The sequence below is a fragment of the Arthrobacter sp. LAR12-1-1.1 genome (assembly GCF_040676555.1).
In the GTDB taxonomy this organism is placed as follows: Bacteria; Actinomycetota; Actinomycetes; order Actinomycetales; family Micrococcaceae; genus Arthrobacter.
Genome location: NZ_JBEGIG010000067.1, coordinates 107,998 through 131,258, shown reverse-complemented (window position 1 = coordinate 131,258; position 23,261 = coordinate 107,998). Strand labels below are relative to the sequence as shown.

Annotated in this window: 20 protein-coding genes; 11 read left to right on the top strand and 9 right to left on the bottom strand. The window is 68.6% G+C overall.

The annotated features are described in order from the left end of the window. Nucleotides 1-118 precede the first annotated feature (118 nt). A complete protein-coding gene (locus MRBLAR12_RS21640) occupies nt 119-424 on the top strand; it encodes a hypothetical protein (protein WP_364748338.1) in 306 nt (101 codons plus the stop codon). Here the strand turns inward: MRBLAR12_RS21640 and MRBLAR12_RS21635 are convergent. Continuing rightward, the gene (locus tag MRBLAR12_RS21635; RefSeq protein WP_364748336.1) at nt 421-1,056 is read right to left on the bottom strand and encodes a DedA family protein; all 636 of its coding nucleotides are present in this window, start codon (nt 1,054-1,056) and stop codon (nt 421-423) included. The genes MRBLAR12_RS21640 and MRBLAR12_RS21635 overlap by 4 nt on opposite strands. 27 nt (nt 1,057-1,083) lie before the next feature. Then, on the bottom strand, nt 1,084-2,076 hold the full coding sequence (locus MRBLAR12_RS21630; RefSeq protein ID WP_364748457.1) for an RluA family pseudouridine synthase: 993 nt from the start codon (nt 2,074-2,076) through the stop codon (nt 1,084-1,086). Between the two features lie 337 nt (nt 2,077-2,413). Here MRBLAR12_RS21630 and MRBLAR12_RS21625 point away from each other — a divergent pair, with 337 nt between their 5' ends. After that, nucleotides 2,414-3,124, top strand: coding sequence for a winged helix-turn-helix domain-containing protein (locus MRBLAR12_RS21625; RefSeq protein WP_229995984.1), 711 nt, complete (start codon nt 2,414-2,416; stop codon nt 3,122-3,124). Beyond that, nucleotides 3,117-3,809, top strand: a complete 693-nt coding sequence (locus MRBLAR12_RS21620) for an SRPBCC family protein (protein WP_229995985.1) — start codon at nt 3,117-3,119, stop codon at nt 3,807-3,809. The genes MRBLAR12_RS21625 and MRBLAR12_RS21620 overlap by 8 nt, the downstream gene beginning before the upstream one ends. 244 nt (nt 3,810-4,053) lie before the next feature. Here MRBLAR12_RS21620 and MRBLAR12_RS21615 read toward each other — a convergent pair whose 3' ends face one another. Continuing rightward, entirely contained in the window at nt 4,054-5,577 is a 1,524-nt protein-coding gene (locus tag MRBLAR12_RS21615) for a PLP-dependent aminotransferase family protein (RefSeq protein WP_364748333.1), read from the bottom strand. 61 nt (nt 5,578-5,638) lie between these two features. Here MRBLAR12_RS21615 and MRBLAR12_RS21610 point away from each other — a divergent pair, with 61 nt between their 5' ends. After that, on the top strand, nt 5,639-6,307 hold the full coding sequence (locus tag MRBLAR12_RS21610) for a YczE/YyaS/YitT family protein (RefSeq protein WP_364748330.1): 669 nt from the start codon (nt 5,639-5,641) through the stop codon (nt 6,305-6,307). Between the two features lie 16 nt (nt 6,308-6,323). On the opposite strand, the gene MRBLAR12_RS21605 is transcribed toward MRBLAR12_RS21610, so the two are convergent. The 6 genes from MRBLAR12_RS21605 to MRBLAR12_RS21580 form a co-directional block, all read right to left on the bottom strand. Beyond that, the gene (locus MRBLAR12_RS21605; protein WP_364748327.1) at nt 6,324-7,190 is read right to left on the bottom strand and encodes a DNA-formamidopyrimidine glycosylase family protein; all 867 of its coding nucleotides are present in this window, start codon (nt 7,188-7,190) and stop codon (nt 6,324-6,326) included. Next, nucleotides 7,183-12,432 (bottom strand): Lhr family ATP-dependent helicase, encoded by a 5,250-nt coding sequence (locus tag MRBLAR12_RS21600; protein WP_364748324.1) that lies wholly within the window; start codon nt 12,430-12,432, stop codon nt 7,183-7,185. The genes MRBLAR12_RS21605 and MRBLAR12_RS21600 overlap by 8 nt, the downstream gene beginning before the upstream one ends. Nucleotides 12,433-12,550: 118 nt before the next feature. Further along, complete coding sequence (locus tag MRBLAR12_RS21595; protein ID WP_364748321.1) at nt 12,551-13,168, bottom strand: DUF4232 domain-containing protein; 618 nt, start codon at nt 13,166-13,168, stop codon at nt 12,551-12,553. A 174-nt stretch (nt 13,169-13,342) separates the two neighbouring features. Next, nucleotides 13,343-13,489: a hypothetical protein gene (locus tag MRBLAR12_RS21590; protein ID WP_364748318.1), complete on the bottom strand. Its 147-nt coding sequence runs from the start codon at nt 13,487-13,489 to the stop codon at nt 13,343-13,345. After that, nucleotides 13,476-13,721 carry a hypothetical protein gene (locus MRBLAR12_RS21585; RefSeq protein ID WP_364748315.1) on the bottom strand — a complete coding sequence of 82 codons (246 nt, stop codon included), beginning with the start codon at nt 13,719-13,721 and terminating at the stop codon, nt 13,476-13,478. Before MRBLAR12_RS21585 ends, MRBLAR12_RS21590 begins: the two co-directional genes overlap by 14 nt. A gap of 257 nt (nt 13,722-13,978) precedes the next feature. Beyond that, nucleotides 13,979-14,989, bottom strand: coding sequence for a LacI family DNA-binding transcriptional regulator (locus MRBLAR12_RS21580; RefSeq protein ID WP_229994843.1), 1,011 nt, complete (start codon nt 14,987-14,989; stop codon nt 13,979-13,981). Nucleotides 14,990-15,250: 261 nt separating this feature from the next. On the opposite strand from MRBLAR12_RS21580, the gene MRBLAR12_RS21575 reads away from it, so the two are divergent. The 7 genes from MRBLAR12_RS21575 (at nt 15,251) to rhaI (ending at nt 23,256) form a co-directional block, all read left to right on the top strand. Continuing rightward, nucleotides 15,251-16,795, top strand: coding sequence for a sugar ABC transporter ATP-binding protein (locus MRBLAR12_RS21575; RefSeq protein WP_364748311.1), 1,545 nt, complete (start codon nt 15,251-15,253; stop codon nt 16,793-16,795). Then, nucleotides 16,792-17,838 (top strand): ABC transporter permease, encoded by a 1,047-nt coding sequence (locus MRBLAR12_RS21570; protein ID WP_229994841.1) that lies wholly within the window; start codon nt 16,792-16,794, stop codon nt 17,836-17,838. Before MRBLAR12_RS21575 ends, MRBLAR12_RS21570 begins: the two co-directional genes overlap by 4 nt. Beyond that, entirely contained in the window at nt 17,831-18,913 is a 1,083-nt protein-coding gene (locus tag MRBLAR12_RS21565) for an ABC transporter permease (protein ID WP_229994840.1), read from the top strand. Before MRBLAR12_RS21570 ends, MRBLAR12_RS21565 begins: the two co-directional genes overlap by 8 nt. 79 nt (nt 18,914-18,992) lie before the next feature. After that, complete coding sequence (rhaS, locus tag MRBLAR12_RS21560) at nt 18,993-20,060, top strand: rhamnose ABC transporter substrate-binding protein (RefSeq protein WP_229994839.1); 1,068 nt, start codon at nt 18,993-18,995, stop codon at nt 20,058-20,060. Between the two features lie 192 nt (nt 20,061-20,252). Continuing rightward, nucleotides 20,253-21,701: an L-fucose/L-arabinose isomerase family protein gene (locus MRBLAR12_RS21555; protein ID WP_229994838.1), complete on the top strand. Its 1,449-nt coding sequence runs from the start codon at nt 20,253-20,255 to the stop codon at nt 21,699-21,701. Further along, on the top strand, nt 21,698-22,081 hold the full coding sequence (locus MRBLAR12_RS21550; protein WP_229994837.1) for an L-rhamnose mutarotase: 384 nt from the start codon (nt 21,698-21,700) through the stop codon (nt 22,079-22,081). The genes MRBLAR12_RS21555 and MRBLAR12_RS21550 overlap by 4 nt, the downstream gene beginning before the upstream one ends. Then, nucleotides 22,078-23,256, top strand: a complete 1,179-nt coding sequence (gene rhaI / locus MRBLAR12_RS21545; RefSeq protein WP_229994836.1) for an L-rhamnose isomerase — start codon at nt 22,078-22,080, stop codon at nt 23,254-23,256. Before MRBLAR12_RS21550 ends, rhaI begins: the two co-directional genes overlap by 4 nt. The last annotated feature ends 5 nt before the right edge of the window (nt 23,257-23,261 follow it).

The window sequence follows — 23,261 nt, the reverse complement described above, 5'->3', positions numbered from 1 at the left end:
ACGCCCAGCCTCTGCCCACCCCCTGTTGCCCTATCACCTATGGCGGCCATTTCGACTTCTTGGCAGCCAAAAATGATAGCGCAACGGGAGTGTGTGGCGGTGCGGCTAGGGTTGTTCCATGCCGTCGTTCCAGACCAGACTGAAGATCACCGGCCTCAAGCCGGGCACCGCTCCGGAAACGGTCATGGCCGCGGCCATCGAGGCGCTCGGGACGCGGCACCACGTCGAATCGCACCAGCTTGAGCTCGCCGGCGGCGTACCTCAGCTGAACCTGCGCTTCCTGGTCGATGCCACCGCGTACAGCGCCGAAAACAGCCAGGCGCTGGAGTCGGCAGCCATGATGCGCGACGCCGTCGAACGCGTTGCGCTCACCGGCGCGCTGACCGTGTTGCGCCGCAGCCGCGGCCGCTGGGCACCCGTCTAAAAGTCCAGTTCCTGGTCCGGGTCCACCGCTGCGGAATCCGCAGGGGAGGGGCTGCCCCGGCGTCGCGTCACGATCACGCCAACGACGGCGCCGATCACCAGCCCGACGCCGACGCCGATCAGCGAGCTCGCCCAAAACGGGAGTCCGGTGGCGGAGCCCGCGAAATAGCCCAGCGCCACCGACCAGCTTGCCCAGAGCAAGCCGCCGATGGCCGCGCAGAGGCTGAACCCCCGCGTCGAGACGTTGGCGATGCCGGCCGCGGCCGTCGCGGCCAGCCGCCCGCCAGGGATGAAGCGGATGCCGATAATCGCTCCGTACGTGGAGGAACGGCCCGCCTTCGCGATCGCCGCGTGCACGGCCGCGTGGAACCGCAGGCCCCATTTCCAGCGGTCGAGCACGTGGCTCAGCCGCCGTTTGAAGAGCTGGAAGACGAGAATGTCGCCCAGCCATGAGGACACCGTGGCCAGGAGCACCACGAGGAACGCGTTGATGTGGCCCTCCGCGGAGAGTGCACCGCCGGTGATGACCAGCATTTCCGAGGGCACAGGCGGAAAAATGGCATCGCCGATCACGAAGGGGAAGATCCAGAAATAGATCGCGGCGCCCCAGCTGTCCGCATTTCCGAAGTCCATGGGCACAAGGTACCGCACTTCCAGCCGCTACCGTGCTTCGCTGAGTTCCAGTCTGCTGCGGTATTCCACCGGGCTCCCCGAGATGGGGTCGACGAAGCGGATCCCGCGGGCCAGGAGCTGCAGCGGCTTGGCGTAGTTGTCCGGAGCCTTGTCCAGCAGCTCCGGGTAGAACGCATCGTTGACGATCCCCAGGCCCAGTGAGGCCATGTGCACGCGCAGCTGGTGGGTCTTACCCGAATGCGGCTCCAGCCGGTACAGCGCGCGGCGTTGGGGTCCGCCGTCGGGTGCGCGGTGGGGTCCGCCGGATGGTGTGCTTTCGGGCCTGCTGGCGGGACTGCTGGCCGCGTCAAACGTGTGCAGCCGCTCGATCCGGGTTTCCGCGTTTGGTTCGCCGTCAACCACCTCGGCCAGCAGATAGCTGCGGGACTTGGTCATCCGGTTCCGAACCACCACCGGGAAGTCCACGGCGGGGTGCCCCGGCGCCGACTCCGCGGCGGATACACACTCGTATTCCTTCTGGACCTGGCGCTTTTCGAAGAGCACCTGGTACTTGCCGCGGGTCTCGGGGTTCGTGGAGAGCAGCAGGATGCCGGCGGTCATTCGGTCGAGGCGATGCATGGGGATCAGGTCCGGGAGCCCGAGCTGGTTCCGGAGCCGGACCAGGGCCGATTCCTGGATGTACGTCCCGCCGGGGGTGGTGGGCAGGAAGTGCGGCTTGTCCACGACCAGCAGATGATCGTCCTGGTGCAGGATGCTCAGCTCCACCGGGATCCGGGTCTCCGGAGGCAGGGAGCGGTAGTACCAGATGAACGTGTGGTCCTGCATCGGCGTGCTGCGGTCCAGGACTCTCCCGGCCTCGCCAACGATCTCGCCGGCGTCGAACCGGTCCTCTATGCCCTGGGGATCGATATGCCCCCACCGGTGCATCATGTAGTCCAGTGCGGTCTCCCAGGGCCCCTCGTCCGGCAGGCGCAGGCGCGTCGCGTTGACGCCGTCGCGCACGGGGAGGGGGGATTGCATCACCAGCCCATTCTACGTGTCCGGTCTCCCGCCCCGCCGCCGCCCCTCGCCTGCGAACTCGCGAGGCCTCGCCCCCGCCCCTCGCCTGCGAACTCGCGAGGCCTCGCCCCCGCCCCTCGCCTGCGAACTCGCGAGGCCTCGCCCCCGCCCTTCCTCCGCGCCCGCCCCTCCCGCGCCCACGCCCTCGAATTCGTGCCAAGCGTGCGAGGTCGCCGGGAAGGCCGAAGGTCCGGCGACCTCGGGCGCTTCCGGCGAACTCGCGTCGCCGCGCCAGTCGATCGCACCGACGAGAAAAAAGTTCTTGACAAATAAAATTGTCGGCGGGCAGACTTGAAGCATGTTGGACATTGAAGTGATTGAGGATCCGGCCGCGGCGGAGGCCTCGCTGGACCCGATCCGGACGAGGATCCTGCGCGAGCTGGCCGAGCCCGGATCCGCAACGCAGCTCGCCGCGAAGGTGGGCCTGCCGCGGCAGAAGGTGAACTACCACCTCAAGGCCCTCGAGCGGCACGGGCTTGTCGAGCTCGTCGAGGAGCGGCGGCGCGGCAACGTCACCGAACGCATCCTGCGGGCGACGGCGGCGTCGTACCTGATCTCGCCGGCGGCCCTGGCTTCCGTGGCGCCGGACCCGCGGCGGTTCTCGGACCGCTTTTCCGCCTTCTGGCTGCTGGCGCTCGCCGCCCGCATGGTCCAGGAGATGGGCCAGCTGATCGCCGGGGCGACCGCGGCCAGGCAAAAACTCGCCACCTTTGCCATCGACGGCGAGATCACCTTCCGGTCGGCGGCGGACCGGGCGGCCTTCGCCGAGGAGCTCGGCGAAGCCGTGACCCGGCTCGTGGACAAGTACCACGATGGCGGACGCGACCTCCCGCCAGGTTCGCCGGCAACGACCCCGCCGGCAGGGCGCAAGCACCGGCTGGTCGTCGCGCTCCACCCGTCATTGAAGGCGCCGGCGCCCAAGGCAGCGCAAGCAGACCCGCACGCAGCCCCAGAAACTACACACCCACAAACTGCAAACCCACAAGCTAAGGAGCAGGACAATGACTGACAAGCGGAATTTCGAGATCGTCTACGACACCGAACTGCCCGGCACCCCCGAGCGGGTGTGGGAGGCCGTTACCAAGGACACCCCGGCCTGGATGTTCCCCACGGACCAATGGCCGGCGGTCCGGACCGTGGATGAGTACCCCTCCCATCTGGTGTCCCGGATGGACGGGCCTGATGGCTGGTTCAACCAATTGGAGCACGTCCTGGAACCTCTCGACGGCGGCCGGGCCCGGCTGCACTACGTCCACAGCGGCATCTTCGCGGACAACTGGGATGAGCAGTACGACGGCGCCAGCAAGCACACCGCGTTCTACCTCCACACCCTGGGCCAGTACCTGAAGTACTTCGACGGCAAGCCCGTCGTCTTCACGGACATCCAGGCACCCGCCGCGTCGCAAACGCCGGACGGCTTCGACCGGCTCAAGAGGGCCCTCGGCGTCGACACTGCGGCTCAGGGGGAGGCGGTTAAGCTGGAGCTCGACGGCGTCGGCCCGCTCAGCGGCGAAGTCGACTTCTCCAACGAGAACTTCCTCGGCCTGCGGACCGCGGACACGATGTACCGCTTCTTCGGGCGCAACGCCTTCGGCGCACCGGTGGGCATGACCGTGCACGACTACAGCGGCAGCGGGGACACCGCGGCGACGGCCAAGGCCTGGGCCGGCTTCCTGGCGAAGGTCTACGCCTAGCCGCGACGCCCATCCTGCCTGGCGACGCACTGATGCCCTGTCGACACCCGGATTCGGGCGTCGGCAGGGCCTGTGCGCAGCGCCGGGAAGAGCGGGCGTCGGCAGGGCCTGTGCGCAGCGCCGGGAAGAGCGGGCGTCGGCAGGGCCTGTGCGCAGCGCCGGGAAGAGCGGGCGTCGGCAGGGCCTGTGCGCAGCGCCGGGAAGAGCGGGCGTCGCAGGACGGGCCTGTGGGACGCCTCTGGATTCAGGCGATGGCCGCGGCCGGCGGGGCTGAGACGTTGCGCCTCAGCTGCGGCGAGGCCTCCAGCCGATCCTGCGCCGAACGCAACGCCAGGACGGCCGTCTCCAGTTGCTCCGGCGGCAGGGTGAACGGCAGCCGCAGGTACTGCTCAAACGCGCCGCCGACGCCGAACCGCGGCCCCGCGGCCAGCCGGATCCCGACGTCGGGAGCCACCACCGCAAGAGCCGTGCTGATCGGCGCCGGAAGACGGCACCAGAGGGACAGTCCGCCGTCGGGCCATTCCGGCTCCCAGCCAGGAAGGTGCGCGTGTATCAGTTCGAGCAGCGCGTTCCGGTTCTCGCGCAGCGCGGCGAGCCGGGCAGGGAGCGGCTCCGTCATGGCGTTGACCAGATGCGCCGCGGCAAGCTGTTCCACCACGGGCCCGCCGAGGTCCAGGGTGGTGCGGGCGGCGGCGAAGCGCTGGATGAGCGGCTCGCTGGCGCGGATCCAGCCGGTGCGCAGCCCTGCCCAGTGCGACTTGCTGAGGGAACCGAGGGAGACCACCGCCGGGCTGAATGCGGCCATGGGGGTCGAGGCGGCGCCGTCGAGGTTCAGCTCCCGCAGCGTCTCGTCCGCCACCAGCACGGTGCCCGACGACGCTGCCGCCGTCACGAGGCGGCGCCGCTGCGCATCGGGCATCAGCCGGCCGGTGGGGTTGTGGAAGTCCGGCACCACGTAGGCCATCGCGGGCCTCTGCTGCAGCAGCGCCGATTCCATGGCCTCGAGGTCCCAGCCGCCTGCGCCCAGGGGGCCTGCACCGTTGCGGCCCTGGCCGATGGGGTTCGCGGCGGGCATAGCCACCGGGACCGGGCGGCAGCCCGCAGCCCGGATCGCGTCGAGGGCGTTCGGGTAGCTGGGATGTTCCACAAGCACTTTGGTCCCCGAACGGCGGGCCAAAGCGCGGAGCACAATGTTCAGCGCATGCTGGGCGCCCGAGGTGACCAGGATCTGTCCGGCCGTTGTGGGGACCCCGGCGGCGGTGTACCGGGCCGCAATGGCTTCGCGGAGCGGGCCCACGCCCAGGGCGTCGTAGCCGAAGCCCGGCAGCAGCGCCGGCAGCTCGGTCAGTGCCGCGGCAAAGGCCCGGTGCACCACTTCGCCGCTGGCGGGCAGGGAGGCATAGGCCAGGTCCAGGATCCCGTCCGGCACGGCTAGGCCGGGGGCGCCACTCAATCGCAGGGCGCCGTCATGACCGCCGGCATGCCCGGGCCCCTGGCTCGGGATGCAGCTCCGGCTCCGGCTGCCTTGGCCGCTGCTAAGAAATCCCTGCTCGCGCAGCAGGGCGTACGCCGCGGTCACCGTGGTGCGGCTGATGCCAAGGGCCGCCGCCAGCGAACGCTCGCTCGGCAGGGCGACGTCGAGGGCGACGCGGCCGTCGAGGATGAGCAGGCGGACGACGTCGGCCAGTTCGCGGTAGGCGGGGGCGGCGCCAACGTTCCACTCGCCCAGCAGGCGGGCCAGCGACCCCGGAGTCAGAGAGATGGGCATGTAGCCAGTATTTCAAACTGGCTATGGATTGCAAGGCCAGTTTTCTAGGAGGATGGACACCATGTTGACCCGCAGACTCCTCCAGCTCCTGATCGGCCTCGCCCTGTACGGCATCTCCCTGGCCATGTTTATCCGTGCCAGCCTCGGCACGGCGCCTTGGGACGTGCTCCACCAGGGGCTGACGGCCAGGACCGGGCTCAGCCTCGGTACGGTGGTGATTGTTGTCAGCTTCCTGGTGCTGCTCCTGTGGATCCCGCTCCGGCAGTGGCCCGGCGTGGGGACCTTGTGCAACGCGGTGCTGGTGGGGGTCTTCGCGGACATCGGGCTGGCGCTGATTCCACAGTTCTCGCATCTGGGCGGCCAGATCGGCCTGCTGGTCGGGGCCGTGCTGCTCAACGGCGTCGCCTCTGCCTGCTACATCGGCGCCCGCCTGGGCCCGGGCGCACGGGACGGCCTCATGACCGGGCTCGCCCGGCGGACGGGCTGGCCCGTCCGGGTCTGCCGCACCGGCATTGAAGTGGTGGTCCTCGGCGCCGGCTGGCTGCTGGGCGGCTCGGTCGGGGTAGGCACGGTGCTGTACGCGCTGGCGATTGGACCCCTGGTGCAGTGGCTGCTGCCGCGGTTCACCGTACCCGGTGCGCGGCCCGTCTCCGTGGCCGGGACTGAAACGGAAGCCGCTGTTGCAGGGACGGCAGTCCCGGCAACAGCATCCAGCGCCCGGACAGATTGATCCCCCGCGCGTCCCGTCAGCTGACGCTCTCTGGCCCGGGGCCCGGCAAGGGCTGGCACATAGGGCAGTAGTAGATGTCCCGTTCCTCCGTGTAGGTGCCGGTGCCGGTGTCCCTGCCAAGGATGCCGCGGCGGATTGGGGTGCCGCATTTCAGGCACGGCTGGTGCTCGCGCCGGTAGACCCAGTAGCCGGGGCGCCCGGCGGTGCGGCCCACAGGCACGCCGCGCGCGTTCAGCACAGTGGTCCGGCGGCCCGGCCCGAGGTTGGCGGAGAGCAGGACCTGCGCATCGGTGATGATGGCGGGAAGATCCGGCACTGTGGACACGGGCGACGCCGGATGGACTCCCGCGAGGAAGCAGGCCTCGCACCGGTAGATGTTCCCGATCCCCGCCAGTTTGCTCTGGTCCAGCAGGGCGATGCCGATGGGAACGTCCGGGGCCGCCAGCAGCCGGCGTTCGGCCTCGGCGGCGTCCCAGTCCGGGCCCAGCAGGTCCGGGCCGAGGTGCCCCACGATGGCGTCTTCCTGGTCGGTGCGGACCACCTCGAGAATGCCCAGGGAGAATCCGACGGCGTCGGCCGTGGCGGTCCGCAGCACGCAGCGGGCTGTGAAGCCGGGCTTCCGCCAGCGGCCCCCGGGCGGGTACACCTGCCAGCTGCCCTCCATCTTCAGGTGCGAGTGGATGGTGAGCCGGTCCTTCGGCGTCGGGCCCTGCACGCGCATCAGCAGGTGCTTGCCGCGCGGCACCACCTCATCGACGGTCCAGCCGCCGAGCTTCAGGGTGGCGAAGCGCGGGACCCGGAAATCGGACGAGACCAGTTCCTTTCCGGCCAGTGCCGCGTGCAGCTGTGCCGCGGCGCGAAAGACCGAATCGCCCTCAGGCACGGATCCTCAGTCCCTTCGGAGTGGAGTAGGCTCCGGCCTGGGCGAGGGCGGCCGCCACCGGGGTGTCCAGGATGCCGTGGCCATTGACTTTTTCCATGATCAGCTTGTCGATGGCCCCGCGGGTCACCACGCCCACCAGGGCCGAACCGGCCGCGGCCAGGACGTCGGTGTCGTCGCTGAAGGCGAGCAGGGTCTTGCCGCCGCGCTCCACATACAGGGCCAGGGCGCCGTCGACCAGGACCACGAGGGCGCCTGCCTTCCGGCCGGGGCGATGGCCCGTGCCGGCGTCGACGTTGAGCGCAGGCCACGGCAGCGCGGCGCCATAGGGGTTGGCGGGGTCGGTCGCGGCCAGGGCCAGGGCCACCGGCTCGGCCTTGTGCAGCTGGGCGTCCTCGACGTAGGACCGCAGCCGGTCCACCGTGGCCGGAACGGCGAACTGCGCCGCGCCGAGGTGTTCGATGAAGTAGCCGCGGCGGCAGCGTCCGGCTTCCTCGAGCCGGGCCAGCACCTTGTACATGAGGCCGAAGCCGCCGAGGATGTTCTCCGCCATGACCGAGCCCCGGGTGACCACGCCGTAGCGGTCCAGGAGCAGTTCCGCCGTGGCCCGGGCATGGATGGTGGGATCGAGTTCGGGGGAGGGCAGCGCGGACCAGCGTCCTGCGGCGAGCGGGGGTGCAGGTGCGGTGCCGGTCAGGGAGCCGTACCGGCCGCCTGTGAGTCCGGGCGATCCCAGCAGGCCGGTGCCGTGCGCCCGTCCGAGCCGGCTGAGCCGCGGCGCGCGGGCCCGCGGGGCACGCCCCACCTGCCGGTGCGCGGTGTGGCCGCCGGCGATCAGGGCCCTGACCGGGGCGAAGGTGTCGCCGGTAATCCGGCCCGCCCAGGCGAGATCCCAGAGGGCGGCCACCACGTCCTGTTCGCTCAGCACGGAATCCATGCCGCCGGCAACCTCGGTCAGCTGCCGGAAAAAGTAGCCGCCGCCGTTGTTCTGGAGGTGCTCAAGGAGCCGCCGCTGCGCATCGCCGGGTTCGAAATCGATGGCAGGGTTCAGCGTCAGCTCGGCCGAATCCGCGAGGTGCAGGCTGACCCAGCCGTCGTTGCCGGGCAACGAGCCGGCACCGGACCAGAGGACTTCGCCGGCGGCCATGAGTTCGTCCAGCATGGCCGGCTGGTAATTCGAGACACGGCTGGCCAGGACAAGCGGTTCCCACGCGGAGGCCGGAATGGGCACGCCGGAGAGCTGGTCGATGGCCGTGATGATGCCGTCCAGGCCGCGGAGCGCGGACTGCCCGCGCCCGCCCGGGGTCCGCACGTTCTGCCAGGCGGGAAGGAACCGCCCGTACGCGGCGGCGTCCACGGGCTCCACTTCGGCCCGGAGCGCGGCGAGCGAGCGGCGGCGCAGCTTACGGAGGACCTCGGCGTCGCACCATTCGCTCACACCCGCCGCAGGCAAAACGGCAGGCAGAACGGCAGACGGGACCGTGGCGGGAACGGCAGCTGGGACCGCCGTGTCGCCGGACCCCTCAATGCCGGATTCCTCAACTCCGGATTCCGCAACTCGGGACGCCGCAACCCCGGCTGCCGTGCCGGCCGGCGTGACTCCCGGTGGCGTAGCGTGCGGGCGGAACTCGCCTTCCACCACGCGTCCGTCCGCGGCCAGCCGCTTCAGCGCCGTGCCGACGACGGCGACGCCGAGTCCCAGCCGTGCCGCGGCCTCGGCGGCGGTGAAGGGCCCGTGCGTGCGGGCGTAGCGCGAGACGAGGTCGCCGAGGGGGTCCGCGACCGGTTCGATGAAGGCCAGCGGCACGCCCATGGGCAGCGGTACGCCGAGGGCATCCCGGAGCCGGGCGGCATCCTCGACCGCCGCAAAGCGTTCGATGCCGCCGATGTTGACCTTGATCGCCCGGTTGGCCCGCTGCAGGGCCGCGAGGTGGGCAGCGGCGTCGGCCTCCGTTGCCGGGGTTTCGACGGGCAGAACCGCCGGGGTTTCGAGAGGCTCAGCCGCCGGGGCGGCCCCGGCGGTATCGTCCGCCGGGACCGGTCCGGCCTCCGGTTCCAGGCGGGCGGCGACTTCGTTCGGCGCGAGCGGACCCAGGAGGCGCAGGAGGTCCGCGACGCCCTCCAGCCCGCGTACCTGGCGGTCCCGGGCCAGGCGCTGGAGTTCGCGCTCGGTGGCGTCGATGACCTTCGCATCCAGCAGTTCGCGCAGCTCCACGCGGCCCATGAGCTCATTGAGCAGGGTGGAATCGAGGGCCAGGGCGGCGGCACGGCGCTCCGCGAGCGGGGAGTCGCCTTCGTAGAGGAACTGGGCCACGTAGCCGAAGAGCAAGGACTTCGCGAACGGTGAGGGCTGCTGGGTGGTGGTCTGGACGATCCTGAGCTCGCGGCGCTCCACCGAGGCGGCGATGTCCTTCAGCGCCGGAAGGTCGTAGACATCCTGCAGGCACTCGCGGACCGTCTCGAGGACAATCGGGAACGTCGGGTACTTCCGGGCAACATCCAGCAGCTGCGCCGAGCGCTGCCGCTGCTGCCACAGGGGCTGCCGCTTGCCGGGATTCTGCCGGGGCAGGAGCAAAGCACGGGCGGCGCACTCGCGGAACCGGGACGCGAACAGGGCGCTGCCACCGACCTCCGCCGTCACAATCTGCTCGATTTCCTCCGGATCGAACAGGAACAACTCGGCGCCCGGCGGCTCATCCTCCATCATGGGCACGCGCAGCACGATGCCGTCGTCGGCGGCCATGGCCGAGCCGTCCATCCCGTAGCGCTGCTGCAGGCGCTGGCCCACGGCCAGGGCCCACGGTGCGTGCACGGGCATGCCGAAGGGGCTGTGCAGCACCACGCGCCAATCGCCGAGCTCGTCGTGGAAGCGTTCCACCACGAGGGTGGTGTCGCTGGGGACCACCTCGGTGGCGAGCCGTTGTTCGGCGAGGTACTGGATCAGGTTGTTCGCGGCGTAGTCGTCCAGTCCGCTGGCCTTGCACCGCTCGGTTGCCGGCCCGACGTCGGACGCCGCCAGTTCGCGCATGAACGCGCCGAGGGCGCGGCCCAGGTCCACGGGCCGGCCGAGCGAATCGCCCTTCCAGAACGGGAGCTTGCCGGGCTGGCCGAACGCCGGCGAGACCAGGACACGGTCGTGCGTGATGTCCTCGATCTTCCAGCTCGTGGCGCCGAGGGCGAAGATATCGCCAACCCGGGATTCATAGACCATTTCCTCGTCGAGTTCGCCCACCCGGCGCCCGCCCTTGGCGGCCGCCGTGGCCGGGCTGGCTGCCCTGCCGTCCGCACTGGCACCGCCGGAGGAGCCGCCCCCGCCTGACCCCGAACCGCCGGTGCCCTCGACTTCGCTGCCAATGATGTAAACGCCGAACAGCCCGCGGTCCGGGATGGTGCCGCCGGACGTGACGGCCAGCCGCTGCGCGCCGGGACGGCCCTCAATGGTCCCGGCGTTCCGGTCCCAGATGACACGGGGCCGCAGTTCCGCGAACTCGTCCGAGGGATAGCGTCCGGCCAGAAGGTCCAGGGTGGCCTCGAACGCGGAGCGGGGGAGTGAGGCGAAGGGCGCGGACCGCCGGACGGTGGTGAACCACTCCTCCACGTCGATGGCACCCAGAGCGGTGGCGGCGACCGTCTGCTGGGCCAGGATGTCCAGCGGGTTGGCCGGCACGCTGAGCCGCTCGATCTTGCCGTCCAGCATCCGCTCCACGGTGATGGCTGTGTGGACGAGGTCTGCCCGGTGCTTCGGAAACAGGACGCCCTGGGAGATTTCGCCGACCTGGTGGCCGGCGCGGCCCACCCGCTGCAGGCCGCTGGCCACCGAGGGCGGCGACTCGACCTGCACCACCAGGTCCACCGCACCCATGTCGATGCCAAGCTCGAGTGAGGACGTGGCCACCACGCAGCGCAGGCGGCCGGATTTCAGGTCGTCCTCGATCAAGGCGCGCTGGTCCTTGGACACGGAACCGTGGTGCGCGCGGGCCAGCACGGGGTCGGCGCCGGCGGTGCTGCCTGCCTGGGCCATCATGTGGGCCGGTGTGGCGGTGGACGTGGGCTGTGCAGCGGCACCGCCGGGCGGCACGGCGTTGGGCACTGTACTTGGCACCGATTTCGGCACTGATTTCGGCACTGCGGCCGGTACGGCGTCGAAGTCCGGCGCCCCGGCGCCAAACTCGGTCCAGTCGCCGCCGGCCGCCATGAGCTGGCGTTCGGCGTAGATCTCGTTGAGCCGGGCGGTCAGCCGTTCGGCGAGGCGGCGGGAGTTCGCGAACACGATTGTGGACTGGTTGGCCAGCACCAGGTCCACGATCTTTTCCTCCACATGGGGCCAGATGGACGCCTGCGGCTGGAGCCCGGAGGCCGGGCCGGAATCGAAGGCGCCGGCGGCGCCCTGGAGATCGGACATGTCCTCCACAGGTACAGAGACGGTCAGGTCCCAGTTCTTCCGCGACGGAGGGGCCACAATTTCCACCGGCGCCGATCCGGCGAGGAACTGAGCCACCAGCTCTTTGGGTTCCACGGTGGCCGAAAGCCCGATGCGCTGGGCGGGCTTGGACAGCAGCGCGTCGAGCCGTTCCAACGACACCGCCAGATGCGCCCCGCGCTTGGTCCCGGCGACGGCGTGGACCTCATCGACAATGATCGTGTCGACCTCACTGAGGGTTTCGCGCGCCTTGGACGTCAGCATCAGGAAGAGGGATTCCGGGGTGGTGATGAGGATATCGGGCGGGTGGCTGAGCAGCGAGCGGCGGTCTGACGCCGTCGTGTCCCCGGACCGGACGCCCACGGTAATGAGCGGGGCGGGCAGGTCCAGGCGTTTGGCGGTCTGCGTGATGCCGATCAGCGGTGCGCGGAGGTTGCGTTCGACGTCGACGCCGAGAGCCTTGAGCGGGGAAATGTACAGCACTCGGGTCTTCCGCTGGGCTGCCTTCCGCTGGGCTGAATTAATCCGCGAGGCCGTTCGGCGCCCGCTCTTGGCCGCCGTGTCCAGGCCGGGCAGGGGCTCGGGCTCGGCGGGGGCGGAAACGAGCAGTCGGTCCAGCGCCCAGAGGAACGCGGCGAGAGTCTTGCCGGAACCGGTGGGGGCGACCACGAGGGCGTGCGCACCGGAGGAGATGGCATTCCAGGCGCCGTTCTGGGCCGGGGTGGGCGCGGAAAAAGCGCCCAGGAACCAGTCCCGGGTCGGTCGGCTGAACCGGTCCATGGCGTCGGCCGAGAGTGTGCCGCCGGCGAGCTCCTGCCCCTTCATTCCTCCATCATGCCCTACCCCACCGACACTATTAGCCGGGCCCGATCACGGCGGCCCGGCGGCCCCAGAAGGGCAAATGCACCGTGGCGGGCGCGAGCAGAGACGCGGGTGCCCAGCGTTACTTGGGCTGGAAAGCTCCGATGGTCAGCAGGTTGATCTCCGTGTTGGCGCAGGCGTCCAGCGGCTGCGCGAGGAACAGCGAGTCGGTGTCATCGGGCGGGTAGACCCGGAGTCCTGCCGCCGGCGTCCGGGTGCAGTCCGGGTAGTTGGCGGCCTGGGTGTAGCGCAGCGTGGCGGCGCCGGCCTTGCCCGGGGCGAGCAGGACATCGGTGACCGGGGTCGAGTCGTCGCGGGTGGCGGCGGCGCCGATCGGCTCGCCGTCGGCCCCGGCTGTGAGGGAGACGCCCGCATAGCCCTTCAGCAGGCACGGTTCGGTGCCGGAATTGGTCACGATTAGCTGCATGTAGACGCTGCCCGCGGCGCCGCCGCCCGAGGAGTCCGTGGTGGCGGTCAGGCTTCCGGCCTTGCACAGTGCGGGGCCGGCCTGGGCCGCTTGCGAGGATGCGGCGGCCGCAGAGGATTCCGTTGCGGCACCGGAAGTTGCGGGCTGGCTTGTTTCGCTGGCCGACGGGGTGGGCGGGGACGTGGCCGGCTGGGTCTGCGTCGAGCTGCCCCCGCAGCCGCTGAGCAGGAGGGCCGCCGCGGCAGCCGTTGTCACAACCAGTGCGTGCTTCATTCGCTGAGACCTCATGGCTCAACCATTATGCCCGCCGTTGCCTTAGTCAACGATGCCACGGCGGCGGAGCCCGATTGATGCCCGGATTGTGATTTCCGGGCATCGGCCGAGGTCAACTGCTCCTACGGACCCCTGGGGCCTCCTGCGGCCGCGGCGCAAGGGGAGCCGTTGCCGCTAGTCGGTCTCGGGGCCGGAGCAGTAGTGGCAGTCATCCGGGCAGGAGGCGGCGGTGCCGGCTGCCCAGGTGCCCGTCCCGGTCGCGACGCCGGACAGGGGGTTCGGCTGCTGCATCAGGGCGGGTTGGCGGTCAGTTGTCAGCATGGCGGGCCCCTTCGGGGTCTGCCACGCTCAGTTTGAAGCCGTCGGCGACGTGGAACAGCTTCCGGTGCCCGGCCTTGGACACCACCCACACGACGGCGCCGTCGGCGGTGCGGTTGTCTACACGGCCTGCGTGCTCGAGGAGGCCGCCCCGGCGGAGGTGGACGGCGTCGCCGATCTCGACGTCGTCCCAGTCTGTGGCGCGGCCCGAGGGCCGGTTATTCTGCAATGTCATGAGGAGTCCTGAACGGTTACGGGCAAACGAGGATGTGATCCAGCTAACCGTTAAATGGCCCCCGTCTCAATGGTCAAATGTATGAGGCCCTCTCGTTCTGTTGTGCAGGCGTCTAGAGCCGAGGTGCTCCGGTGTGGGTTCCTGCGGGCTGCGGGGTGCGGGTTGGGTGCCGGCTCAGCCAAGTGGCGGTCAGATCGGCAAATGTGGCGGTGGTGGCGCCGGAACTCATAGTCTGCGCTGCCCATCGGGGCCTCCTGTCAGCCCTGCGTGGATGCCCTCACTATCAGTTCGGGCGGAAAGACCACCTGGGTGGGTGCAAAGCCGTCCTCGGCTGCCGCTTCCCGGAGCAGCAATTCCAGTGCGGTGGAGCCGATGAGGGCGCTGGGCTGCCGGATGGAGGACAGGGGTACGACGGCGGCGGCGGCGAACTCAATGTCGTCGTAGCCGATCAGGGCGATCTCTTGCGGCACGTTGACGCCGCCCATGAGCATCAGGCCCTGGAGGACACCTATGGCCAGCAGGTCGTTGGCTGCAAAGATCGCATCCGGGCGTTCGGCTTCGGGCCGGGACCGGATGGACTCGCCGGCTGCCCTCCCCGAAAGCACGGTCAGGGATTCCGTTGCGATGACCTCGAGGGCTGCACCCGCGACGGCGTCGACGGCCTTCCGGGCCCCTGCCAAACGGTCCGCCACCTGCCGGATGCTTGCCGGGCCGCCAACAAACGCGATCCGCCGCCGGCCCAGCGACAACAGGTGGGCTGCAGCCATCTCCCCGCCCGCCAGGTCATCCACGGCCACCGAGGAGAAGCTCAGGTTCTCTGTCTGCCGGTCCACGAGCACCGTCGGGATGCCCCGGCGCCGGAGCTGCTCCAGCCGGGGGATCACATTTCCTACCGGGGACAGCAGTACGCCCCGCACGCGCTGCTGCTCGAAAAGATCCAGATAGGCGGATTCCCGGCCCTCGTCCTCATTGCTATTTCCGACGAGGACCGTTAAATTCTCCGCGGTGGCACGGTCCTCTGCACCCCTGGCCAGATCCGTGAAGAAGGGGTTTGCGGCGTCCAGGACCACCAGGCCGATGCTGTGGCTCATGCCGGCGCGCAACTGGCGCGCGGCGTCGTTGCGGACGAAGCCGAGCTTGTCGATGGCGGACTGGACCCTGCCGGTGACTTCGGCAGAGACCTTCTCCGGCCGGTTCAGCACATTGGAGACCGTCCCGACCGAGACGCCGGCCAGGGCCGCGACGTCCTTGACGCTCGCTGAAACCATTGCCTGTGCTCCTGAAGGTGGACGCCGCAGCCCTTGGGGCTAGGCGGCGCATACGCAAAATACTCACTTCAGGATACCTGTCCGGGGCCTACTTTGAACCCTTTCATTGAAACGAATCAAAAGCTGCGTCACGGATGGTTGACAGCAGTTGACGTGTCCATTTGAAGACCCTATGATTCAAATCACAGCTGGTTATGAAACGATTCATTGCTGTGTTCAACAAGGCAGTGCTCACTAAGCCCCAAAGGTGCGGTTAATTTTATGCAGCAGACATACAGTTCCCGGTCCGGCCCCTCCGAGGGGGAACCGGTTCCGGTTCTCTCGCTCTCACACGCAGCCAAGACCTTTGGCCCGGTGGTCGCCCTGGCCGATGGAACCATCAACATCGAGGCTGGCGAAATCCACGCGCTGGTCGGGGAGAACGGCGCCGGCAAGTCCACGCTGGTGAAAATCCTCGCCGGCCTGCACCATCCCGATTCCGGCGACTTCCAGGTGGCGGGCCAGAGCGTCCAGTTCCGCAACGTTGCCGAGAGCAAGGACGCCGGAATTTCCGTCATCTACCAGGAACCCACACTCTTTCCGGACCTGAGCGTCGCAGAGAACATCTTCGTTGGCCGCCAGCCCAAGGGCCGCTTCGGGCTGATCAGCAAGGCGACGATGGTCAGGGAGGCGCACAAGCTGTTCGAACGCCTTGGCGTTCCCATCGACCCGACCCGCATCGCCGAGGGCTTGTCCATCGCGGACCAGCAGATCATTGAAATCGCCAAGGCCATTTCGCTGGACGCCAAAGTCCTGGTGATGGACGAGCCCACCGCAGCCCTCAGCGGCGTCGAGGTGGACCGGCTGTTTGCCGTGGCCCGGAGCCTCCGGGACCGCGGGACCGGCATCCTCTTCATTTCGCACCGTTTCGATGAGGTCTTTGACCTCTGCGACCGCATCACCGTCATGCGGGACGGCCGGTACATCTCCACCCACCGGACAGCAGACGTCACCGTGGAGCGGATCGTTCGCGAGATGGTGGGCCGTGACATCGGCGCCCTGTTCCCCAAAGCCCCTGCCGAGATCGGCGACGTGGTCCTGAAAGTGGACGGGCTCAGCCGCGCAGGAGTGTTCCGCGATATCAGCTTCGAGGTCCGCGCCGGGGAAATCGTTGCGCTGGCCGGCCTCGTGGGCGCCGGCCGCACCGAGGTGGCCCGTGCCGTGTTCGGAATCGATCCCTATGACGCCGGCGCCATCACCTTCGACGGGCGCAAGCTCAGGCCCCGCAATGCCCAGGCGGCGATCACTGCCGGCATGGGCTTCGTCCCGGAGGACCGCCGCAAGCAGGGCCTCGTGATGGACCTGTCCGTGGCCCGGAATGTCACGCTCACGCTGCGCAACAAATACACGACGGCGGGGCTGATCAACGGTGCCGCCGAGCGGCGCGCAGCCCAGGAGTGGAGCAAACGGCTCCAGGTGAAGACCGGCTCGCAGGAGTACGCCGTCTCCACGCTCTCCGGCGGCAACCAGCAAAAGGTGGTGCTCGCAAAGTGGCTGGCCACGGACCCGCGGCTGCTGATCATCGACGAGCCCACCCGCGGCATCGACGTCGGCACCAAGAGCGAGGTCCACCGGCTCATTTCGGACCTCGCCGGGCGCGGGATCGCGATCCTGATGATCTCCTCCGAACTGCCCGAGGTCCTCGGCATGGCGGACCGCGTCCTGGTCATGCGCGAAGGCCGGATCACCGCCGAACTCGACCGTGCCGATGCGAACCCCGAATCGGTCATGCACGCCGCCACATCTTCCGCAGGAGGAACCCTGTGAGCTCAGCTCTGGACCACAAGAACGCAACGACGACGGCGCCCGCCGCCGGCGCCCGAGGCGCCGTCGCTGCGGTGCTGCGGATGCGCGAACTCCCCGTGCTGATCGCGCTGGCACTCCTGGTACTCGTCACCTACCTGATCAACCCGCTGTTCCTCACCGCCCAAGGCGTGAAGGACCTGCTGCTCAACGCCACGATCATCATGATTCTGGCGGTAGGGCAGACCCTGCTGATCATCACCCGGAACATCGACCTCTCCGTCGGCTCCATGCTGGGGCTGGTCGCCTTCGGCACCGGCTCCATTTTCTCGGCCGTGCCCGGCGTTCCGATCATCGCAGTGTTTGCCATCGGTATGGCCTTCGGGGCGTTGCTCGGCGCCTTCAACGGCGCCCTGGTGACCCTGGCCAAAGTCCCCGCCCTGGTCATCACGCTCGGGACGCTCTACGTGTACCGCGGCCTGAACAACGCCTGGGCCGGCGGCAAGCAGTTCTTCGCGGGCGATCGTCCGGAGGAGTTCGGCGCCCTCTCGGTGAACACCTTTCTGGGGTTCCCCGTTATCACGCTGCTGGCCATCGTCGTCGTGATCGCCGTGGCCGTCTACATGTCCGGCACCCGCCCGGGCCGTGACCTGTACGCCATCGGCTCGGACCCGGACGCGGCGACAGCCTTCGGCATCAAGGTCTCCAAGCGCGTGTTCCTGGCCTTCCTGGCCAACGGGGCGCTCGCCGGCCTGGCCGGCGTGCTCTACGCCAGCCGCTTCAACTCGGTCGGCGCGACCACCGGCACCGGCATGGAACTGACCGTGGTGGCGGCCGCCGTCGTCGGTGGCGTGGCCATCTTCGGCGGCAGCGGATCGGTGACCGGGGCCGCCCTCGGCGCCGTGCTCCTGACCACCATCACCAGCTCCCTGACCGCCCTCAGGGTGGACAAATTCTGGCAGCAGGCGATCGTCGGCGTGCTGATCCTCACCGCCATCATCATCGACCGCGTGGCCAGCCTGCGCACAGCCAAGAAACTGCGGATTAGCGAGGCTCGCAATGTCTGAAACCACGTCCACCACCAGCACGGCGCCGGCTCCCGTGGCTGACAACACCAAGCCGCTGGCCAGCGAACCGAAGGGCCGGACCGGCGCCGCACGGATCCTTACCGGCCGTGACGCCATCACCATCTACGCCCTGATTGCTTTCCTGATCTACGCGGCCATCGCGATCCCGCGCTTCGCCTCGCCGGTGACCACCGGCTTCCTGCTCCTGGACGTGATCCCGGTCCTGCTGATTGCGATGCCGATGACGCTGATCATCATCACGGGCGAGATCGATCTGTCCGTGGCCAGCACGGCCGGCCTGACCAGCGCCTTGATGGGCGTCCTCTGGGCCGGCGGGATGGACATCTGGCTGGTCCTGGCGATCAGCCTGCTGGCAGGAATTGCCGCCGGCATGTTCAACGGCTTCCTGATCGCGGTCCTCGGACTGCCGTCCCTGGCGGTCACGATTGGCACCCTGGCGTTGTTCCGCGGCCTGGCACTTGTCATCATCGGCGACAACGCCGTGGCCAACTTCCCGAAGGCGCTGACTGCCTTCTTCACCTCCAAGATCGGTGGCACCGGGATCCCCACGGTGATGATCGGCGTGGTCGTGGTGGTGGTCTTCTTCGGCGTGCTGCTGCACTTCACGCCGTTCGGGCGGGGGCTCTATGCGATGGGCTACAGCAAGGAAGCCGCCAGCTTCGTCGGCATCAACGTGGCCCGCAGCAAGTTCTGGCTGTACGTCGGATCCGGCGCCGTCTCTGCGCTCGCCGGCATCTACTGGACGCTGCGCTACACGAGTGCCCGCAGTGACAACGCCTCCGGCCTGGAACTGGCTGTTATCGCCGCTGTCCTGCTCGGCGGCGTGTCGATCTTCGGCGGCAAGGGCTCCATTCCCGGCGTGATCGCGGGGGTCCTGCTGATCGGGACGCTGAACTATGCGCTGCGCCTGGCCCGGGTGTCCGACGTCGTCCTCATCACGGTTACCGGGCTGCTGCTGATCGTCTCGGTGGTGGCGCCGAGCATCGGCTCCGCCATCCGGCAATGGCGCCACACCCGGCGCGTACGACGAAGTTTCACCCGCAAGGCCACCTGAAATCTGCACACGAGAACCACAGAAACCGTGCCCGCCTGGGGCCGGCCGCACCTACCGCACGAAGGAAAAGGGAAGAACAATGATGTTGAACCGCAAGAACAAGGGCCAGACCGGCCGACTGGGAAGCATGGTGGCCATCACCGCCGTGGCCGCACTGGCGCTGACAGCCTGCAACAGCGGCTCCGCATCCTCCAGCGATACCAGCAGCCCCTCAGCAGGGGGAGGGGACCAGAAGATCACCTTCATCCCCAAGCAGCTGAACAACCCGTACACCGACGTCGTCCTGGGCGGCGGCAAGAAGGGCGCCACCGAGGCCGGATTCGCCTCGTCCCAGGTGGTCGGACCGCTGGAAGCCTCCGCCTCCAGCCAGGTTTCCTTCATCAACGCCGAGACGCAGGCCGGCACGAACGTCATCACGATCGCGGCAAATGACCCCGACGCCGTCTGCACGGCCCTCGGCGAAGCCCGCTCCGCCGGCGCCAAGATCGTCGCGTTCGACTCCGACACCAACCCTGACTGCCGCGACGTCTTCATCAGCCAGGTCGTCGCCAAGGACGTTGCCCTGATCCAGACCAAGCTGATCTCCGAGCAGATCGGCGGCAGCGGCGAAATCGCCATCCTGTCCGCCACCGCCAACGCCACGAACCAGAACGAGTGGATCAAGTACATGGAGGAGGAGCTGGCCTCCAACCCCGCGTACAAGGACATCAAGCTTGTTGCCAAGGTCTACGGCGATGACAACGACACCAAGTCCTTCCAGGAAGCCCAGGGCCTCATGCAGGCCCACCCGAACCTGAAGGGCATCATCTCTCCGACCACAGTGGGCATCGCCGCCACGGCCCGGTACCTCTCAACGTCCGCCTACAAGGGCAAGGTTGCCCTCACCGGGCTGGGGCTGCCGAATGAAATGCGGCCCTTCGTGAAGGACGGAACCGTCAAGGAGTTCGCTCTCTGGGACCCGGCACAGCTTGGCTATGTTGCCGCGTTCGCCGGCAAGGCCCTCACGGACGGCAAGATCACCGGCAAAGAAGGGGATACCTTCACCGCCGGCGAGCTTGGCGAACGCAAAGTCGAAAAGGGCGGCCTCGTGATCGTCGGCCCGCCGACCGTCTTCAACGCCGAGAACATCGACAAGTACAACTTCTGATCCGTCCCTGACCCATCCCGAGCAGCCGGGCGGGCCGCCGACAGCCCGCCCGGCATCTCGTTCCTTCCACCCACACCATTCCACTTCACCGGTGCCGCAGCACCGGGTCCACGGCGCCCTTCTCCACAGCCGTGCCCGGAACCCGCATTCCGGAGCCCCAGGTACCCCTTTTCACGCCGGAAGGCCCCTTACATGAACCAGAAACAACCGGCAGACCGGCTGCTGCACCCGCACCGGCGCCGCCCCACCCGCATCGGGCTGGTCTCCGGCGGGCTGGGCGCCTACTGGCCCCAGTTCCCGGAGCTGCTCCCGCAGCTGCAGGACTCCGTCCGCTACGTCACCGGCCGCTTCCAGGGACTCGACGCCGAAGTCGTCGACACCGGCTTCATCTCCGACGCGCAGGAGGCCGCGACGGCCGGTGAAAAGATGCGCGTCGCCGACTGCGACCTCATCGTCATCTTCCTCACCACGTACCTGACCTCCTCCATGGTCCTGCCGATCGCGCAACGGGCGAAGACCCCCGTCCTGGTGATCGACCTGCAGCCGACCGAAGCGATGGACCACGCCAACTTCGACACCGGCAAATGGCTGGCCTACTGCGGCCAGTGCCCGGTGCCGGAGGTCGCCAACGTCTTCCGCCGGGCCGGGATCGACTTCCGCTCAGTCTCCGGGCATCTCAAGCAGGAGTCCGCCTGGGAGCGGATCACGCAGTGGGTCCACGCCGCCGGCGTCCGCGCCCGGCTCCGCAGTGCCCGGCACGGGCTCATGGGCCACCTCTATCCGGGCATGCTCGATGTCGCCAGCGACCTCACCACCGTCTCGACCACCTTCGGCTCCCACGTCGAAGTGCTCGAATTCGATGACCTCCGCGAACGGGTCAACGCCGTGACGGACGCGGAGGTCTCCGAACGGCTCGGGCTCGCCCGCGAACTTTTCGTTGTCGATGACTCCGTGAACGACGACGACTTCGCGTGGGGCGCGAAGGTCTCGGTGGGCCTGGACCGCCTCGTGCAGGACTTCGACCTCGACTCCGTGGCCTACTACCACCGCGGACTGGCCGGGGAACAGCACGAACGGCTGGGCGCCGGGATGATCCTGGGCTCCTCCATCCTGACCGCCCGGGGCATCCCGATGGCCGGCGAATTCGAACTGCGGACCTCCATTGCCATGCTGGCCGCCCAGGCGATCGGCGCCGGGGGATCCTTCACCGAGATCCAGGCCCTGAACTTCCTCGACAACGTGGTCGAAATGGGACACGACGGCCCGGCCCACCTGGCCGTGTCCGCCCAGGACCCGCTCCTGCGCGGACTCGGCATCTACCACGGCAAGCGCGGCTGGGGCGTCTCGGTCGAATTCGATGTGCGCCACGGCCCCGTCACCACCTTCGGCCTCGGCCAGGACCCGGACGGAAGCTACGTCTTCGTCACCTCCGAAGGCGAAGTTGTCCCGGGGCCCCTCCTGCAGATCGGCAACACGACCTCCCGGGTGGACTTCGGCGGGGACCCCGGGCTCTGGGTGGACCAGTGGAGCCAGACCGGAATCGGCCACCATTGGGCCCTCTGCATCGGCCACCGGGCCGCCGACATCAAGGCCGCCGCGTCCCTGTTGGGCATCGAACACCGCCACGTGGTGCTCTCATGAGCACGCAACGCGTTTGCTTCCAACTTCAGGTCAAGCCCGGGCTGATCGAGGAATACACCCGCCGGCACGCCGCCGTCTGGCCGGAGATGCTCCGGGCCCTCAAGGCCTGCGGCTGGAACAACTACTCACTCTTCCTCCGGCCCGACGGGCTCCTGATCGGCTACTTCGAAACAGACAGCCTGACGGGCGCGCAGGCCCGGATGGCAGCCACGGACGTCAACGACCGCTGGCAGGCCGACATGGCCGGCTTCTTCGAGGATCTCTCCGGTGCACCGGACCAGGGCTTCCTCCAGCTCACCGAAATCTTCAATCTCGAGGACCAGTTGTCCGCGGCCAACGCCGCCGGGGACAACCACCAACCGCAAAAGGAACAGTCATGAACACCACAGAAACGGCCCTGGGCCGCCTCGGGGAACTCGCCATCGAGGTCCCGTCCTGGGCCTACGGCAACTCCGGCACCCGCTTCAGGGTGTTCGGCACGCCCGGCACCCCGCGCACCGTCCAGGAGAAGTTGGCCGACGCCGCGAAGGTCCACGAACTCACCGGCCTGGCACCCACGGTCGCCCTGCACATCCCCTGGGACAAGGTGGATGACTACGCGGCCCTGAAGGAGTACGCGGCGGGTCTGGGCGTGGGCCTGGGCACGGTGAACTCCAATACCTTCCAGGACGACGAGTACAAGTTCGGCTCGCTGACCTCCTTGAACCCTGCGGTGCGCCGCCGCGCCATCGACCACCACCTCGAGTGCCTGGAGATCATGCACGCCACGGGCTCGCGCGATTTGAAGATCTGGCTCGCGGACGGCACCAACTACCCGGGCCAGGACGACATGCGCGGCCGGCAGGACCGCCTGGCCGAATCCCTGCAGGAGATCTACGCCGCCTTGGGCGCGGAACAGCGCCTGGTGCTGGAATACAAGTTCTTCGAGCCGGCTTTCTATCACACCGACGTCCCGGACTGGGGCACCTCCTACGCTCAGACCCTGGCGCTGGGCGAGAAGGCCCTCGTCTGCTTGGACACCGGCCACCACGCCCCGGGCACCAACATCGAATTCATCGTCATGCAGCTGCTGCGCCTGGGCAAGCTCGGCTCCTTTGACTTCAACTCCCGCTTCTACGCGGATGATGACCTGATCGTCGGCGCGGCCGACCCGTTCCAGCTCTTCCGCATCATGCATGAGGTCATCCGCGGCGGCGGCTTCGGCAAGTCCGCAGGAGAGAATTCAGCCGTCGCCCTGATGCTGGACCAGTGCCACAACCTGGAAGAAAAGATCCCGGGCCAGATCCGCTCGGTGCTCAACGTCCAGGAAATGACTGCCCGGGCCCTGCTGATCGACACGGACGCGCTCGCCGAGGCCCAGCGCAGCGGGGATGTCCTGGCCGCCAACGGCATCTTCAACGATGCCTTCTACACCGATGTCCGTCCTGCGCTGGCGCAGTGGCGTGAATCCCGCGGCCTGCCCGCGGACCCGCTGGCCGCCTTCAAGGCCAGCGGCTACCAGAAGAAGATCAACGAGGACCGCGTCGGCGGCCAGCAAGCCGGATGGGGCGCTTAAGAGTT